Below are 17229 nucleotides of genomic sequence, written 5' to 3' on the forward strand. Positions count from 1 at the left end.
GGGGGGGGGGGGGGGGGGGGGGTGGGGGGGGGGGGGAGGGGGGGGGGGGGGGGGGGGGGGGGGGGGGGGGGGGGGGGGGGGGGGGGGGGGGCGGTGGGGGTGGGGGGGGGGGGGGGAGTCGCGCGGAGGCGGGACGTGGCGTGGAGAGTGTGCGTGGCGGTGGGGGGGTGGGGGGGGGGGGTGGTTTGGTTGGGGGTGGGGGGTGCGGGGGGGGGGGCTGCGGCGGTGCGGGTTTGGAGTGCGAGGGTGGCGGAGAGGATGGCGTAGAGGGTGAATCCGGCGAGCCAGAGGATGCGCTGGTGATGGAGGGTGAGGTGGGGCTCGATGATGGCGGGGTAGACGAAGAGGGCGAGAAGCGAGCCGATGTTGGAGAGGGCGAAGAGGCGGTAGGGTACGGCGGAGGACTCGGTGCGGGCTAGCCAGACTTGCAGGAGGGGGCTGGTGGAGGCGAGGAGCAGGAAGGGGAGTCCGATGGAGAGCGAGAGGTTGAGAAAGATGGTGCGGACTGGGTTTCCTGAGTTGCTGGGGGCTGTGTAGGGAAGGGCGAGAGTCGCTAGAGCGGCGGCGAGGAGGATGAGGTGCGCTTTCGCGGGCCAGCGTTTGCTGGTGGGCCGGGTGAGCCAGTGGGCGTAGAGGTAGCCGAGCAGGAGGGTGATCTGGAAGAAGACGAGGCAGGTCATCCAGACGGCGGAGGAGCCTCCGAGGATGGGGAGGAGTTGCTTGGCGGCGATGGGTTCTACGAGGAAGAGGAGTAAGGCGGAGAGGAAGATGGTAGAGGCGTAGAGGTTGGTGGTTCCGGTGCCCTTCTGCATGGGGTGAATTCTAGAGCCTGTTATGAACTTGACCTAATACGCTTTGTGCTTGGCTGCGAAGAGCTTGTGCGATCGGGCAGGACTATATATCTGCATCTGCCATCTTCGTCCTTGGATTTGCACTCCAGAGAGGGCGCAGTGAGAATGGGGGCAGGAGTGTTTCTTGCGAAAATCGATCGCTACTTTGTTGCGCTGGGGATCTTTGCATGAGGTGAAGAGCACTCTGTTGCTTACTGGGGTTTGGGTTCTTCTTCTCTACGGGTACTCGATTACAGCGGGTTTTGCGACGTATGACGATTCCGTGATGGTTGTCGGGAATCCGGCGGCGCAGTCTGTAAGTGCCAGCCTGCAATACTTCACCAAGACGGTGTCTTTTGCTTCCGATCTGCGCAGCAGTGGCGACTCGTTCTACCGGCCTCTGTTCTGGCTGAGCCTGGGATTGGACGCCAGTGTGTGGGGGCTGAATCCGGTTGGCTTTCATGTGACCGATCTTGTCCTGCATTGGCTCAATGGTGTCGTTCTATTTTTTATACTGCGGCGGTTGCGTTTTTCTCACGCGCTCTCTTTATTGACCGTCGTGGTTTGGTTGGGCCTGCCTATTCACTCCGAGGCTGTTGCGTGGATTGCGGGGCGCAGCTACAGCCTCTCTACTTTTTTTCTTTTGGCCGCGCTTTTGTGTGGGCAGCGTTACTTGAGTACGCGATCCGGGCTGGCATTCGGTGGCTATTTGCTGGGGGCGGTGTGCGCTCTCTTTTCGCATGAGCAAGGGATTTTGCTGCTGCCGCTGCTTGCTTTGCTGGCTGCGGTTGAAAGGGCAGAGAGGTCCAGAGGGGCGGTGCTGCTTTACTCGGGCGCGTTGGGCGTTGATGTGTTCTACCTTGCTGTTGCGCATCGGGTGGGAGCATCGGTGGTCCATCACTTTGGTGCGCTTTCGTCCATGGCGCTCTATTGGGTGAAGTACATCTGGTGGGTTCTCTTTCCGTTGCACATGAGCATCGAGCGCTCCACGGATGCTCCGGTGGCTGGCTGGTCTTTGAAGGCGGTGGCGGCGTTCCTTGCCGTGGGTGTTGTTGTGGGGCTGGTGGCGTTTTTTGTTCGAAGTGCTCCCAGCGTTCGCCTGGGGCTTGCATGGTTGTTTGTCTGCTTGTTGCCCTTCTCTGGCGTGGTCGTCATTTATCAGGGAATGGCTGAGCGGTTTGCGTATCTCGCGTCTGTGGGGTTGGCTCTTTGTTTGTGCTCGCTTTGTCTTAGCTTGGCGCCCAACGTGAGGACGGTCGCTCTTGCCGGACTTGTGGTGTGGGCGGCGTGGGGAGCGGTGCGGCTCCAACTGCGGCTGTCTGACTGGCGCGATCCGGCGAGGCTGTATGAGAGCTCTTTGAAGGCGACTCCGCGCAGCTTGAAGCTTCACTACAATCTGGGGGCTTTTTGGGAAGAGGACGGGCGCTTCGGCGAGGCGCTCAACAATTATCAAGATGCATTGCAGATCGATAGCAATTACGAGCCCGCGATCGCTGGGGAGGGGAATGCCTATCTGCAGTTGAACCAACCGGAACAGGCTCGGCAGATGTTCGAACGGGCTCTGCTGCTGAAGCGGGACGACGTCAAGACGATCAACAACTATGGGTTGTCGCTGCAGAGGCTGGGGCGGGTCAACGATGCGAAGCTGCAGTATCTGCGAGCGATTGGGCTGGCTCCTACAGACGATACGGCGTACTGCAGCCTAGCGGTGCTTTTCTTTCGTGCGGGGGCTTCCGATGTGGCGGAGATGTTGTTTAAGAAGGCGATTCTTGTGAACCAGACGGACCCGTTGCCGTACTCGAATCTGGCGGAGATCTATGCCAAGAGCGGACGTGTTGCGATGGCGCTTCCGCTCTACAGGAAGGTACTGGAGCTTGATCCAGGTGACTCTTCCGCGCTGGCTGCGCTTCAGAGCCTCAGCTCTGCGCGGTAGATGGTTTGTCGGGGACAGAAGAGTGAAGCCCTGCGACGGGGATGCCGAGGCAGGGCTGGTGGTTTAGTCGGCGATGCCTACGTTGGGGACGTTGATGCCGAGGGCGGTGGCAAGGGCGGTCTGGTGGTCCTGTTCCTGGATGAGGATCTGGCGGATCTGCTCGGCGGTAGCGAACTCGCCTAGCTCGTCGCACTGCTTGATGCGGCGGCGGTAGTTGCGGATGGTCTCGTTCTCGGCTTCGAGGTCGAAGCGGAGCATGTCTTCGGCCTTCTCCGAGGTGCGGACGGGCTTGGGGACGGTGGTGGGCATTCCGCCGAGGTAGTCGATCTGGTTGGAGAGGATGATGGCGTGGGCGAGCTCTTCGGTGGCGTGAACCGCGAGCTCTTCGGCGATGTTCATGTAAGCCGCGCCCTTGAGGACTTGAGAGTAGTTGACGTAGGCGATGATGGCCTGGAACTCGCGGGATAGATCTTCGTTGAGGAGATCTATGAGTTTTTCGCGGGTGATGGAAGGTGCGGTTTCGTTCGGCATGTAATTTAGTCTCTCCGTGCTGGCCATTCTAATTGAGTGATTCAAATAGGATGCGACAGCACGGAGGGAAGTTTGGTTACAGGGGGAAGGTCTTGAGCCAGGCGCGGAAGTCAGGGCCGAGTTTTTCGTGCTTGAGGGCGAGCTCGACGGTGGCGCGGAGAAAGCCTTGTTTGTCGCCGGCGTCGTGGCGCTTGCCTTCGTAGCTGAAGCCGTAGACCTTCTCGAACTGGAGGAGGGCCTTGATGCCGTCGGTGAGCTGAAGCTCGCCGCCCGCGCCGGGGGTGAGCTTTTCGAGCAGCTCGAAGATGCGCGGGGTGAGGATGTAGCGGCCGATGATGGCGTTCTGGCTGGGGGCCTCGGAGGGCTTGGGCTTTTCGACCATGTTCTTGACGGCGAGGAGGCGGGGATTTTTGGGGTCGGGAGTGCAGTCGAGGCAGCCGTAGTTCTGGATGGCGTCGCCGGCGACGACCTCGGAGCCGAGGATGGAGGACTGGGTCTCGTTGAAGGCTTCGACCATCTGCTTCATGCAAGGGGTGGTCGCGTCGACGATGTCGTCGGGGAGGAGGACGCAGAAGGGCTCGTTGCCGACGAGTTCTTTGGCCATGAGGACGGCGTGGCCGAGGCCGAGCGCTTCGGGCTGGCGGGTGTAGGTGATCTTGGCGAGCTTGGAGACGGAGCGGGCGATCTCGAGGAGGGCGGTCTTGTTCTTGGCCGCGAGGGAGGCTTCGAGCTCGGGGGAGCGATCGAAGTGATCTTCCATGGTGGTCTTGCCGCGTCCGGTGACGATGATGATCTCGGTGCAACCGGCGGCTACAGCCTCTTCGACGCCGTATTGGATGAGGGGCTTGTCGACGAGACAGAGCATCTCTTTCGGAGTCGCCTTGGTGGCGGGAAGGAAGCGGGTACCCATACCTGCGGCGGGGAAGACGGCTTTGCGAATTTTCATTTGCGACATTTGGGGAGGAACCTCAAAGCAAATAAGAATGTGACTCGAGTTAAGCGTAACAAAGTGTTGCGTTTTGGACTGTGCAACGTTTGGGGCAGGACATTTGTACCTATTTCTGCGGTTTGCATCCTATGTTTTTACGGACGACGGTCCAGGGATCTTATTTGAGGAGTGGTCGAGATGGCTAAGGCAGCAGAGATCTTTGTCGGGACGCTGGTGCAGGCGGGCGTGAAGCGGGTTTATGGGGTGGCGGGGGACTCGCTGAACGGGATTACAGAGGCGATCCGGGCACAGGACGGGATCGAGTGGATGATGGTGCGGCATGAAGAGGTCGCGGCGTTTGCAGCGGGGGCCGAGGCGGCGATGACGGGGGAGTTGACCGTCTGCGCGGGGAGTTGTGGGCCGGGGAATTTGCACCTTATTAATGGATTGCATGATTGTCACCGGAGCCGGCTTCCGGTGCTGGCGATTGCGGCGCAGGTGCCGAGCGCGGAGGTGGGGACAGGTTATTTTCAGGAGACGAAGCCGGAGCATCTGTTTCAGACTTGCAGCGACTTCTGCGAGGTGGTGACACAGGTGGAGCAGATTCCGCGGGTGCTGGCGATTGCGATGCGGACGGCGATTGCGAAGCGGTGCGTGGCGGTGGTGGTGATTCCGGGGGATGTGCTGACGCGGGAGTGCAGCTCGAAGGCGATCGCGCTGGGGCTGGATGGTCCGGCGGAGTCGGTGCTGCCTCCGCCACGAGCTTTGCAAGCTGCGGTAGAGCTGCTGAATGGCACCAAGAAGGTTACGATTTTGGCCGGGGCTGGATGCGCGAACGCCAGGGCGGAGGTGCTGGCGTTGGCAGAGGTGCTGCAGGCTCCGATGGTGGTGGCGCTGAGGGGCAAGGAGTATCTGGAGTATGACAATCCCTATTTTGTTGGGTTGAATGGATTGATTGGGATGACCTCGGGGCATCGGGCGGTGATGCAGTGCGATACGTTGCTGATGTTGGGGACGGACTTTCCTTATTCGCAGTTCTATCCGGAGGACGCGAAGGTGATCCAGGTGGATATTCGCGGGGAGCAGATTGGACGACGTACGAAGGTGGATGTGGGGTTGATTGGGGATGTGAAGTACACGCTGCGGGCGATGACTTCGATGTTGAAGAAGAAGAAGAGTGGGCATCTGGAGGACTCGGTGAAAGCCTTCAAGAAGGTGCGGAAGGAGCTGGACGACCGGGCGGTGGTGGGGAAGGAGAAGGTGGTGCATCCGCAGTATCTGACGAAGCTGGTCAGTGATACGGCTGCGAAGGATGCGGTGTTTCTTTGCGATACGGGAACTCCTACGACCTGGGCGGCACGGTATCTGGCGATGAATGGACGGCGGAGGCTGTTGGGGTCATTCAGCCATGGGACGATGGCGAATGCTCTGCCCCAGGCGATCGGGGTGCAGGCGTCGAGTGGCAAGCGGCAGGTGGTGGCGCTCTGTGGCGATGGTGGGCTGTCGATGTTGATGGGGGACTTGTTGACGCTGCGACAGCAGAGGCTGCCGGTGAAGGTGGTGGTCTACAACAACGGCGCGCTGGCGTTTGTAGAGCAGGAGATGAAGGCCGCAGGGATCGATATGTATGGAACGGAGTTTGTTCCGCAGAACTTCGCGAAGATCGGCGAGGCGGTGGGGATTCGGTCGTGGCGCGTGGATAAGCCGGAGCAGGTGGGAGCGGCTCTGGCGGAAGCTTTTGCGCACGATGGTCCGGCGCTGATCGATGTGGCTGTGGCGCGGCAGGAGCTTTCGCTGCCACCGATGATCTCGGCAGCGCAGGCGGTGGGCTTCAACCTGTATATGGTGAAGGCGATGCTGCATGGGAATGGGACGGATGTGCTGGATATGGCGAAGACGAATTTGTGGCGGTAGGGTTATTCATCGTCCGTTAACCATCTGAAGACATGGATGTTTGATGGGTAGCTTTCTTTGGGTCTCGAATGCTCAACTGAGGTGAAGATACTGAGCGACGCGGGACCGCCCGGCAATCGGTAAAGCTTCCGGCACGACTGCCGATGGTTCTTAGCACCTTCGCCTCAGAGCTTGTACGCGAATCGAAGTGCGAGGGGTGCCTCATGGAGACCGAGCCATATTCTTTACGCCAACTGTTCCACGAAGTGGTCGCTGAGTGCTACGTCAAACATGCTGGTATGGATGACGGAGAGGTGACGAGTTATGTCGCTGATCTGTTGACCGACTTCAGCAATGCGGATCGCTTGTACAGGCTGCGCGATGCGCAGGGGCGTCCGCTGGAGGACATGGCCACGATGCTGCTGGCGAGCGATCCGGTGCTGGGTTCGGCTCCTTCGTTCGAGGCGGAGCGCGAGATTCGTAAGCATATCGGGGACTACACGCTGTTCCATACGGGGATGTATCCGGAGCTGCTGAACTCCTGGCCGCACCAGGATGGGCAGCGGTATCTTGAGATGGTTCAGGCGGGTAAAGACAGCTACTACGTGGTGAGCCAGTTCAATGTGTTTGAGTATGCGGTGGAAGCTCCGTTGTTTGAACGGTTGGCGGAGAGCTTTGAGCTTTGTATCTATGGGTTGAATAAGGTGCGTGGGGAGTTGGAGCGATTGCATGTGCAGCGGGATCTGGAGAAGCCGACGCGGTTGATGTAAGGGGACGAAGTGCGATTCGCTTCGCGAATACCCCACCCTATTTGCGATGAGACTGCAAAAAGGGTGGGGCACCCGGTTTCGTGGCGTGGGTTATTAGAGGACGGGGGAGTCGTCGTGGAGCATGACTTTGCGGATGATCTTGAGGGGGGCTGGGCCTTGGCGCATGAAGGAGTCGTGGAAGTTCTGGAGGTTGAAGGCTGTGCCTTGTTTGGCTTTGAGGTCTTCGCGGAGCTTCATGATTTCCAGCTTGCCTAAGGTGTAGTAGAGGTAGGTGGCGTCGGCGGTGCCGCGTTTGGTTTCGACGAGGCCAACGGATGGGGATTGGTAGCCTTCTTTGACGAAGAAGGCCGCGGCCTGATCGATGGTCCAGGCGCCGGAGGGTTCGCCCTGGGCGGTGTGGAGCTTGATGGAGTTGACGAAGCGGGCGTCGCGGAGGAGGGCGTCCTGAAGCTGGCCGAGGCGGATGAGCTTCGATTCGCGTTCGGTGAGCTTTTTGTCAGAGCCGGGTGAGCTGGAGCCGGGTGCGGCGTAGCCCTCGTCGAGCATCATCTGTTCGGTGTAGTGGGCCCAGCCTTCGATGTTGCTGTTGGATCCGACGAGCTTGCGGACCTTGGAGGGGAACTGATCCTGCCAGAGGAACTGGATGTAGTGGCCGGGGTAGGCCTCGTGGACGGCGGTGGAGATGATGGTGCCGATGTTGAACTGGGCCATGTGTTCAGCGAGGTGCTCGGGGGTCCAGCTCTTCTCGGGGAGGGTGACGTTGAAGTAGGCCTTGGTGGAGTGGGTCTCGAAGGGGCCGGGAGGGTCCATGGAGGCGGAGGTGGTGGCGCGCATGAAGGGCGGCGTCTCTTCGAGGGTGGGCTCGACCTTGGAGGGAACGGTGATGATGTGGTGGGTCTGGATGAAGTCGACGAGACTGGCGAAGGTGTCCTGGAAGGCGCTGAGGAGCTTGTCGGGCGCGGGGTGGATGGTGGCGAGCTCGGCTAGGACCTGGTCGGGGGTCTTGGAGGGGTCGAGCTCGTGGGCGATGCGTTTGAACTCGGCCTGGTTCTTGTGGAGGTCGGTGTAGGCGATGTCGAGGAGGCGGTCGAGGGGGATGTCGACGGCTTCGTCGTAGAGGAGCTTCTTGCGGAAGGTGTCGGGGCCTAGGCGGTAGTCCCCGTTGGAGCGAGGGAGGAGGTCGGACTTCATCCAGGCGCCGTAGTCCTTGAGCGCTTCGATGACGGCGGCGTTGGACTTGGCGAAGGCGGCTTTGGCGTTGGCGTCCGTAGCGTCTGCGAAGGCCGAGGGGACGTCTTTCTGGAAGAAGCTGACGAGGCCGTCGATCTGTTCGAGGGCGATCTCGGTGAAGATCTTGGGCGGGTTCTTGAGGTTCTTGCGGGCTTCGAGGAGGACGGCGGGCATCAGCTTTTCGCGTTCGACGGCGGCGCGGAGGCGGGTGTTGACGGGGGCGTAGGGGCGCTCCATGAGGACGAAGACGCTGCCGGTGATGCCGGAGGAGTAGTTGTCGGGGTTCTTCTCCCAGTTGCGGATGACCTCGAGGGAGAGAAGCTGGGAGCGGATGCTGGAGAGGAGGATGTCGCGGTCAGCGGCGATGGAGGCGTCGAGCGCCGCGGGGTCGATGGCGGCGATCTTCTTCTCGTACTCGTGGAGTGCGGCGACCTGCTTCTGGATGGTGGCGGCGGAGTAGTCCTCGAGTTGGGTGTCGTACTGGTGGAGGCCGACGGCGGTGCCTGCGGTTGGGGAGAAGTGGAAGTAGACGTCGTTGAAGTACTGGTCGGAGAAGAAGGAGAAGGTCTGGACCGCTCCGTCGGCGGAGAGGCGCTGGGCTGGAGCGGTGGGGGCGAGAGACAGGGCTGTGGCGAGCGCCGAGATGGCGAATTTGAAGAAGCGTGACATGCGGGGACGGGCCTCTGGAGACAGTGTAATCGGAGGCCCGTTTTGTTGGTTAGTGGTTAGGTTTTGGGGCCAGGAGGTTAGTCATGCGGAGGTAGACTCCGTTGGTCCAGCCGAAGCCTACGACGTTGGCCTTGTATCCGGCGGCGACGCTGATGTTGGCTGAGCCGCTGACGACGTTGTATTTCTCGCGGATGGTGCCGTCGTGGCGGTAATTCTCTGCGACGGTGCGGGTGAATTTGCGGGAGAGACGCTGGGCGTCGGCGTGGAAGCCGTAGGCGTCGAGGCCTTTGACGGCGAGCCAGTTGGTGGGAGCCCAGCCATAGGGGAGATCCCATTGGGTGCCGGAGTTGTCGTCGCTGTTGGCGAGGCCCCCGTCGCGCTCGAAGAGGCTTAGGTGCTGCTGGATGGCGGCGGCTTGTTTTGGAGTGGCGAGGCCGGCCCAGAGGGGGTAGAAGGCGGTGAGGTAGTTGTAGGTGGAGGGTTGGCGGGTGACGAAGTTGTAGTCGTAGAACATGCCTGCGGTGGGGTTCCAGAGGAGGCGGTTGATGGCGGCTTTGCGTTTGGCGGCGCGGTTGGCCCATGTCGAGGCTTCGCTGGGGCGGCCTAGGATTTCGGCGAAGTGCTGCATGTCTTTTTCGTACTTGTAGAGGAGGGAGTTGAGGCAGACGGGGGCGAACTGATCGGTGGAGCCGCTGAAGGGGCCGAAGCGAAAGCTGGTGTCGAAGCCGGACTCGCGCATGGCGCGGTCGCCGCTGAAGAAGGCGGCGGTGAGGCGGTGTCCGTTGGCGTAGGCGGAGGCGCAGACCTTGAGGGCGCGGATGTCGCAGCTTGTGGTGGCGAGGGTTTCGGCCTGGGTGGGGGTGGGGTGTTCAGACGCTTCGAGGAGGTAGGAGGTCTTGATGTCGGGATGCGATAGGAGCCAGCGGATGACGTCGGGGTAGTAGGTGCTGTCGTCGGCCATCTCGGGGACAGGGCCGGGGGCGACGTCGGAGTAGCGGGCGAGACCGGTGTCGCCCGCGAGGTGGGGGGCGGCGGTCCAGAGGGCGTAGTCGCGCTGGGCGTAGGCGTAAGCTCGCTCGAGCCACTTGCGGGATTGCAGGGAGCTGGGTGATTGCTCGTAGACCTCGCGGATCATGGAGCTGAGGAAGGGCGGCTGGGAGCGGGTGAGGTAGTAGGTGCGGTTGGCGTTGAGGAGTGCGCCGTAGTTCTCGATCTCGAAGAAGAAGTTTTCGACCATGCCGCGGGCGAGGTCGGTGCGGTGGTCGGCGACGAGGCCGAGGAGGATGAAGTAGCTGTCCCAACCGTACATCTCGTTGAAGCGGCCGCCGGGGACGACGTAAGGGTTGGGGAGGTAGAGCAGGCCCTCTTTGGGGATCTCGGAGACGCGGACGTCGCCGAGGTGGGTGATGGCGCGGGGGAGGTGTACGATCTGGACTCCGCACTGGGTCTGCAGGGCGGCTACCGCGGGTGGGATGGGCATTCCGGCGGGGAGGTAGAGGATGGGGGCTGCGGAGGCTGTTTGGGGGGTGGCGGTGAGCTTGGTGTTGTTTTCGACTTTGATGTCGACGATGGATTTGCAGTCGGACATGGAGCGGCTGAGGGTGTCCCAACTGGAGTGGATGTAGGGGAGGATTGCAGGCCGCTGCGATGGTTGCTGCGCATGGCTGGCTGGGATGAGGGTGAAGGAGAGGGCAAGAGCGAGCAGCTGAGTGAGGATTTTCGTGCGGCTCTGGATGGAGTGGGCCATGCTCATCCTCATCAGATGCAATGGGAAGACTGTTGGTTATAGACCGGATGGTTGGCGGATGGGGAGGTTGCGGATGATCTTGTGCGGGAGCGTGTGCCGGCGGGCGATGTCATCGGGGAGATGGCAGGAGAGAGCATAGGAGGATTGTAGTCGTGCTGGCTGTTGGATTTGGTCCGACACTGCAGACCTGGAGGCTTGCGTGGTCAGCGATTCGGGGTGGTGGGCTGGCCGGTGGGGCTGGTGTTTCCGGGGCCTCCGACGATGTGGAGCGTGGGGACTCGTTCGTCTACAGGCGGCAGTGGCGGAAAGGCTAGATGCGGCTCACTCTGATACCAGTAGGCGACGGAGGAGTAGTTGTCTGAGCGGTGGTTGGCGTGGCCGTGTTCGATTGTGGCACGCATGCTCTTGGTGAATGGGATAGGCGAGTCGAGGTGGAAGCGATAGACGCTGCTGCGCGAACCGGCTTCCTCCTTGCCGACGACGGGTGCGCCGTAGAGCTGAAAGGAGAAGGGGGAGCCGAAGTCCCATGCGCCGAGGAAGTAGTCCTCGGCACCGGTTCCGGCGATGGCGGGAAGTGGGGCTTCGTCGATGAAGAACATGTCGTTGCCCTCGCCCCACCAGCCGTCCTGATTCTGCAGGATGGACATGGTGACGCCAAGGAAGTGGCCCTCGCCCTTGGCTTCGAACCAGATGTAGTTCTCGTCGCCGTTGGGGTTGCGCTTGAGGTTTACGAGTGGGTCGGCGTTGCCGTACCACTCGCCGGTCCAACCGTGGTTGGGCGATGCCTGACGGTATTGAGCGTGGAAGTAGTAGGTGTATGGAGGCAGAGGACGGGTGTCGGAGCGGTACTCGATGTTGTAGTAGAGGCTGCTGGCTGTGAATTTTCCCTCGTTGGTGACGGTGATCCGGGCGTGTTTGGCGTAGGGCATGGGGAAGAAGCTGTTGAGGGCTCTGTTGTTGCCTACGGAGAGCAACTCGGATTGCCAGGCGATGTAGTCGCCGGTGCCGAGGCCGAAGAAGTCCCCGATGGGAGCCTCGACGCTGGGCGTGGCTTCGCCGTCCCAATAGATGCGGAGGACGATGCGCTTGAGGTGATAGGGTTCGGGGTCGCTGATGGTGAACCAAAGATGGGAGAGTAGGCCGGGACCATCGACGTCGAGTACGGTGCGTGTCTCTCCGGGGCCGACTCCGCGGTAGTCGGCGTTGCCTCCGGTTCCTTCTTTGCTGGTCGCGCGATGGAGGGTATAGGTCTGCTTCTGCGTGATGTCGGGCATCCAGCCTGAGTTTTGGGCGAATGTTGTCGTGGAGAGCAGGCCGAGGATAAAGGCGGCAGAGAGTGAAAGCTGTGGCAGCGTGCGCATGGCTCTCCTACGAGATGAGCTGGTCTCGGCGTGGCAACCTATTGAACTCCAGATTCGTTGAAAAGGTCAAAGAATCTGGAGCGATGGTTTTGCTAAGTGGATTGCAGAGCGTCGAGGAGAGCGCGGGTTTCGGTGAGGACGTCTTCGGCCTTTGCGGAGGTAAGCGGCCAGCGGAGGATACCTTGCGGTGTGAACTGAGCTCCGCGTTTGGTGTTGCGGCTGACGAGGCGCATGAGGACGCCGGGGTCTACGCGGTGATCGCGGGCGGGTGCTACGCCTGGAGCTGTGGCCGGGGCTCCGCCGGAGAGGGCTTCGGCGAATTTGAGGTGGAGCATCTCTACGAAGGTCTTCAACGGCTGTTTCTTGTTGCCGTTGGGGTTGGGCAGCTCGATCTGGGTACGTTTGCGGTCGAGCTGGGCTATGCCTAGCTGTTCGCAACGGAGGCGGAGCTCGCCGGCGGCGAGGAGGTTGAGTACGGAGTCGGGTGGGGCGCCGTAACGGTCTTGGAGCTCGGCGCGGACGTCGTCGAGGGTGGCCTGGTCTTCGGCTCCGGCGATGCGTTTGTACATGCGAAGGCGCTGGTTCTCTTCGGGGATGTAGTCGGAGTCGATGCGGACGGAGACGCCGAGGTTGATGGTGGTGCCGGCGTGGGCGGGCTTCTCTTCTTCGCCCTTCATCTTTCGGACGGCCTCTTCGAGCATGGTGGTGTACATCTCGAAGCCGATGGCTTCGATGTGGCCAGACTGTTCGCCGCCGAGCATGTTGCCTGCCCCGCGGAGCTCGAGGTCGAGGGCGGCGATCTTGAAGCCTGCGCCGAGGTCGGAGAACTCCTTGAGGGCGGCGAGGCGGCGGCGGGCGATCTCGGTGAGCTGCTGCTCGGGTGGGATAAGGAGGTAGGCGTAGGCACGGCGGTTGGAGCGGCCTACGCGGCCACGGAGTTGATAGAGCTCGCTGAGGCCGTGGCGGTCGGCGCGGTTGACGATGATGGTGTTGGCGAGGGGGATGTCGAGGCCGTTCTCGATGATGCTGGTGGCGACGAGGACGTCGTACTCGTGATTCATGAAGGCGAGCATGACGCGTTCGAGCTCGGCTTCGGGGAGCTGGCCGTGGCCGATGACGACGCGGGCGCTGGGGACGAGCTCGCGGATCTTGGCGGAGAGCTCGTAGATGGTTTCGACGCGGTTGTGGACAAAGTAGATCTGGCCGCCGCGTTCGAGCTCCATCTCGATGGCGGTGCGGACGAGCTTTTCGTCGAACTTGGCGACGATGGTCTGGATGGCCATGCGGTCTTTGGGGGGTGTCTCGATGACGGACATGTCGCGCAGGCCGATGAGCGACATGTGCAGAGTGCGGGGGATGGGCGTGGCGGACATGGAGAGCACGTCGATGGCGGCGCGCATCTGCTTGAGGCGCTCTTTGTGGCGGACTCCGAAGCGCTGCTCTTCGTCGACGATGAGCAGGCCGAGGTCCTGGAACTTGAGGTCCTTCTGAAGGATGGCGTGGGTGCCGATGAGGATGTCGATCTTGCCTTCAGCAGCCTTTTCGAGGATGACTTTTTTCTCCCTGGCGGTGCGGAAGCGGGAGATCATCTCGATGTTGACGGGGAAGTTGGCGAAGCGCTTTTTGAAGGATTCGTAGTGCTGGAAGGAGAGGACGGTGGTGGGGGTGAGGACTGCGACCTGTTTGCTATCCTGCACGGCCTTGAAGGCGGCGCGCATGGCGACTTCGGTCTTGCCGTAGCCGACGTCTCCGCAGAGGAGGCGATCCATGGGCTGGGTGGACTCCATGTCCTGCTTGATGTCGGCGATGGCGGAGATCTGGTCGTCGGTGGGGCTGAAGTCGAAGGCGTCCTCGAACTCGTGCTGCATGTTGGTGTCGGGCGAGAAGGGGGTGCCCTGGGCGGCCTTGCGCTGTGCGTAGAGGATGAGCAGCTCGGCGGTCATGTCCGCCATCGCCTTCTTGACGCGGGCTTTGGTCTTCTGCCATGCCTGTGTGCCGAGCTTGTTGAGCTGAGGGGCGGGGCCAGTGTCGCTGCTGCGGTACTTCTGGATGAGGTCGAGGCGGGTGAGTGGGACGTAGAGCTTAGCCTCGTCGGCGAACTCGAGGATCATGAGTTCGAGCGGCGGGGAGTTGGGCTCTTCGATGACGCGCAGGCCGCAGTACTGGGCGATGCCGTGCTCGACGTGGACGACGAAGTCGCCGACGGTGAGGTCGCGGAAGTCGGAGATGAAGGCGGAGGTCTTGGACTTGGAGCGGCGGGCGGGGCGAGCGGAGACGTCGGCGTCGTCGACGAGATCCTGCGCGCCGAAGAGGACGATCTGGGAGGCCGTCGCCTGATTCAGGTCGAGGACCTGGACGCCGTTGGCGATGGGGGTCTTGACGATGACAGGGGTGCGGAGGTCCCCGGCGAGGTAGCTGGATTCGGAGTAGACGGTGGCGGAGCCGGGGGTATCGTTGCGGGAGCCGAGGCGGTGGGGGACCTGGTACTCCTGCAGGAGACCGGCGAGACGTTCGACCTCGCCCTGGTTGGGAGCGGTGAGGAGGATGCGGGCGTCCTGCGTCATCAGGGACTTGATGGCGTCGATCAGGGCGGGGATGGAGCCGTGGAAGCGCTGGGTGGGACGGGTGGCGAAGTCGACCTCGGAGAGATCGCTGCGGTCGGCGTCGAGGATGTCGACGAGGCCGAGTTGGTCGAGTTCGCAGCCGCTGTATTTGTGGAGGAGGTCGTCGAGGTCCCAGGGGGAGAGGTAGATGTCCTCGGGACGGACGAGGTTGCCGATGCCGGAGCGGTCGTGGCGCTGCTCGACCTTGTTCCACCAGCGCTCGCCCTGGTTTTTGACCATGGAGGGCTCTTCGATGAAGACGCGAGGGGTGGGGCCAGAGGCGGAGAGGAGGTCGAGCAGGGTGAGGTTGGCTCCGGCGACGGGAGCGAAGAACTCCCAGCCGGGGAAGATGGTGGCTTCACTTCCTGTTCGTGCGGAGACGTGGGTGAGGAGCTCTGCGGGCTCTTCTCCGCCTTCCAGCGTGGCTCCGGCGAGGCCGCTGCGGGTGAGGCGGGCGTTGATGGCGGAGAGAAGTTTTTCGGTGACGGGGGTCTCGGTGAGAGGCAGAAGGAGGGCGTCGTCGAGGGGAGAGCTGGAGCGCTGGGTCTCGGGGTCAAACTTGCGGATGGACTCGATCTCGTCGCCGAAGAAGTCGATGCGGACGGGGCGATCCATCTCGGGAGAGTAGACGTCGACGATGCCGCCGCGGATGGTGACCTGGCCTGGCATTTCTACGACGTCGACGCGGGTGTAGCCGACGGAGAGGAGATGCTCGAGGAGCATCTCGGGGAGGTGTTCTTCACCGACCTTGAGATGGAGGGCGAGGCCGCGATAGAAGTCGCGGGGAAAGAGCCTCATGCAGGCGGCTTCTAAGGGCGCGATGACAAGGCGGGCTTGCGAGTTCGCTATCTTCCAGAGGGTGGCGGCGCGGGACTCCTGGATCTCGGGGTGGGGTGATAGGTTCTCGAAGGGCAGGACATCGTGGGCCGGCAGGCGGAGGACGGACTCGGGAGCCAGCGCTCCGGTAAGTTCGCAGGCGGCAAGGACGGCAGCGTGGAGGGCTTCGGCGGCCTTGTTGTCGGCGACGACGATGACGCAGGGCGCTGCGGCAGCCCGGACGAAGAGCGGGAGATAGAGGGCGCGGGCGGTAAAGGTCAGTCCGGAGACACGTCTGCGCCCCGTGCCGGCGCTCAGGTGGCGGCGTACACGCTCAAAGGCAGCGGAGTGTTCCAGGTCCGCCAGAAGTTCACGGACGAAGGGAAGGATCATGCCTCTTCATCTTAGATGAAGAGGCATGAGGGTGTGTTAATGCGCTGTTAGGCCCTTTAGTTACGCTCGCTGCAAAGCATCGTGCTGCGGTCCGGTCCAATAAAGATCGCTGTATCGGTCTCCCACTCTTTACCGAAGTAGGCGCGAAAAGAGTAGCGCAGCTTCAAAGGGGTAATGATTGATCAGGATTGAATTCGTCTACTGGGCGTTTTGAGAATCGCTGCTTCGAACGTTGCATCCTCGGCTTGCCTTGTAAGCCATAGTGGGGCTCCGTCATGCGAGGATGTCATAGCTGGGATCGAGTGGCGTGATGGGCTGCTTTCGATTGGATCGGGCTCCACTGCAGAGAGCGGACGCGCAGGACGTCGCCCAGCAGGTTGCCACGGGTGGCGAGGTTTTGGTTGCGGTCGTAGAGGGCGGGGGCGAGGCGGACGAGGACATCGGCGAGAAGGCCGCGGCGGCGCAGGACGAGGTCGACGACGCGATCGATGGGGAAGGAGTGTCCCATGGGATGGGAGGTGCCGCCGAAGAAGCTGAGACGGGCGGCGCCGCGGGATATCTCGTCCTCGATGAGGAAGGCACGGAAGGCAGTGCCGAGGGAGAACTTCTCGAAGCCACGGGCGTTGGACTGCCATTGCAGAAGGGTGGTGCTGTGCTGACGCCAGCCTCCGGCCAGGCTGAGCCAGCGTCCGTCGGCGTGACGAAGGCCGCAGACGAAGCCGCCTGGGGTGCGGGCTGTGGTCTCGTATTGGAGGTCGAAGGTGTGCTGGGAGATGGGGTCGAGGGAAGAGCTGTTGAGCGCGGCGAGTTGGGAGCGATCGATATAAGGGGTTACGTCGGCGACGAACTCGCAGGGCAACTCCTCTTGAACGCGTTTGCGGTAGTAACGAAGGTGGGTGCGGGTGCGTTTGCCCAAGGTGGAGAGCGTGGCGTCGAAGGTGGAGGCGAGGGGAAGATGGTCGTAGATCTCACGGTCCTGGGTGGCCCAGAGGCCGGAGAGTCCAGCGGGAAAGTGCGGATGGCAGGGAAGATCGGTGGGGAGCTTGAAGGACGCGAGAACGATGCGTCCGTTGCGGAGCAGTTCGGCTGCAGTGAATGCGGTGACGTCAACGCGCAGTTCCGGTGGGGCGAAGACGGTGCGGACGCCCGTGTTGTCGCCGGTGGCGAATATGCCGGTCTTCCAGAAGCGGATGTGGTACTCGAAGAACAGAGCGCAGCCCAGGAGGGAGTTTAGTGTGAGGGAAGCAGCTTGCGCGCCAGGAGCAATCAGGCAGACGAGGTGAGGGATCTTGCGGGCCGCGTACTCCTGATTGAGAGTGAATTGGAGACCGTGCATGGAGGCGAACTGGCCTGTTTTACATGCGTAGTCCTGTAGCAGGATGTGATGCTCGAGGATGGCGTCACGGCCGGTGAGGATGAGCACCTGCGCCGTAGCGAGATTCTGGCTTGATTCGCCCAGTGGTGCTTCGAGCGAGTTGCTGAGAGGAGTGTGTAACAAACAGATAACCCTTGATATTCAAGGATG

Annotated in this window: 10 protein-coding genes and 1 pseudogene; 3 read left to right on the forward strand and 8 right to left on the reverse strand. The window is 62.0% G+C overall.

Translation table 11 applies throughout. The features are described 5' to 3' along the window. Nucleotides 1-812, reverse strand: a pseudogene (locus HB393_RS25405) (hypothetical protein); the annotation flags it as partial. A 163-nt stretch (nucleotides 813-975) separates the two neighbouring features. On the opposite strand from HB393_RS25405, the gene HB393_RS22190 reads away from it, so the two are divergent. After that, entirely contained in the window at nucleotides 976-2763 is a 1788-nt protein-coding gene (locus HB393_RS22190) for a tetratricopeptide repeat protein (protein WP_213807404.1), read from the forward strand. A gap of 63 nt (nucleotides 2764-2826) precedes the next feature. On the opposite strand, the gene HB393_RS22195 is transcribed toward HB393_RS22190, so the two are convergent. Together HB393_RS22195 and galU are read right to left on the reverse strand one after the other, a co-directional pair. Beyond that, complete coding sequence (locus HB393_RS22195) at nucleotides 2827-3294, reverse strand: ferritin-like domain-containing protein (protein ID WP_213807405.1); 468 nt, start codon at nucleotides 3292-3294, stop codon at nucleotides 2827-2829. A 76-nt stretch (nucleotides 3295-3370) separates the two neighbouring features. Beyond that, nucleotides 3371-4249, reverse strand: a complete 879-nt coding sequence (galU, locus tag HB393_RS22200) for a UTP--glucose-1-phosphate uridylyltransferase GalU (protein ID WP_213807406.1) — start codon at nucleotides 4247-4249, stop codon at nucleotides 3371-3373. Nucleotides 4250-4420: 171 nt separating this feature from the next. Between galU and poxB the strand changes: the two genes are divergently transcribed. After that, on the forward strand, nucleotides 4421-6136 hold the full coding sequence (gene poxB / locus HB393_RS22205) for a ubiquinone-dependent pyruvate dehydrogenase (RefSeq protein ID WP_213807407.1): 1716 nt from the start codon (nucleotides 4421-4423) through the stop codon (nucleotides 6134-6136). 203 nt (nucleotides 6137-6339) lie between these two features. After that, entirely contained in the window at nucleotides 6340-6885 is a 546-nt protein-coding gene (locus HB393_RS22210; RefSeq protein WP_213807408.1) for a hypothetical protein, read from the forward strand. A gap of 93 nt (nucleotides 6886-6978) precedes the next feature. Here HB393_RS22210 and HB393_RS22215 read toward each other — a convergent pair whose 3' ends face one another. The 5 genes from HB393_RS22215 to HB393_RS22235 all read right to left on the reverse strand — a co-directional run bounded on the left by HB393_RS22215 (nucleotide 6979) and on the right by HB393_RS22235 (nucleotide 17202). Next, entirely contained in the window at nucleotides 6979-8784 is a 1806-nt protein-coding gene (locus HB393_RS22215; protein WP_213807409.1) for a DUF885 domain-containing protein, read from the reverse strand. Nucleotides 8785-8833: 49 nt separating this feature from the next. Continuing rightward, complete coding sequence (locus HB393_RS22220) at nucleotides 8834-10531, reverse strand: trehalase family glycosidase (RefSeq protein ID WP_213807410.1); 1698 nt, start codon at nucleotides 10529-10531, stop codon at nucleotides 8834-8836. 203 nt (nucleotides 10532-10734) lie between these two features. After that, nucleotides 10735-11892 carry a glycoside hydrolase family 172 protein gene (locus HB393_RS22225; RefSeq protein ID WP_213807411.1) on the reverse strand — a complete coding sequence of 386 codons (1158 nt, stop codon included), beginning with the start codon at nucleotides 11890-11892 and terminating at the stop codon, nucleotides 10735-10737. 92 nt (nucleotides 11893-11984) lie between these two features. Continuing rightward, a complete protein-coding gene (gene mfd / locus HB393_RS22230; RefSeq protein ID WP_213807412.1) occupies nucleotides 11985-15704 on the reverse strand; it encodes a transcription-repair coupling factor in 3720 nt (1239 codons plus the stop codon). A gap of 286 nt (nucleotides 15705-15990) precedes the next feature. Beyond that, the gene (locus tag HB393_RS22235; protein WP_213807413.1) at nucleotides 15991-17202 is read right to left on the reverse strand and encodes a hypothetical protein; all 1212 of its coding nucleotides are present in this window, start codon (nucleotides 17200-17202) and stop codon (nucleotides 15991-15993) included. Nucleotides 17203-17229 lie beyond the last annotated feature (27 nt).

Origin of the sequence: Granulicella sp. dw_53 (assembly GCF_018449545.1) — a bacterium.
Taxonomy (GTDB): domain Bacteria; phylum Acidobacteriota; class Terriglobia; order Terriglobales; family Acidobacteriaceae; genus Edaphobacter.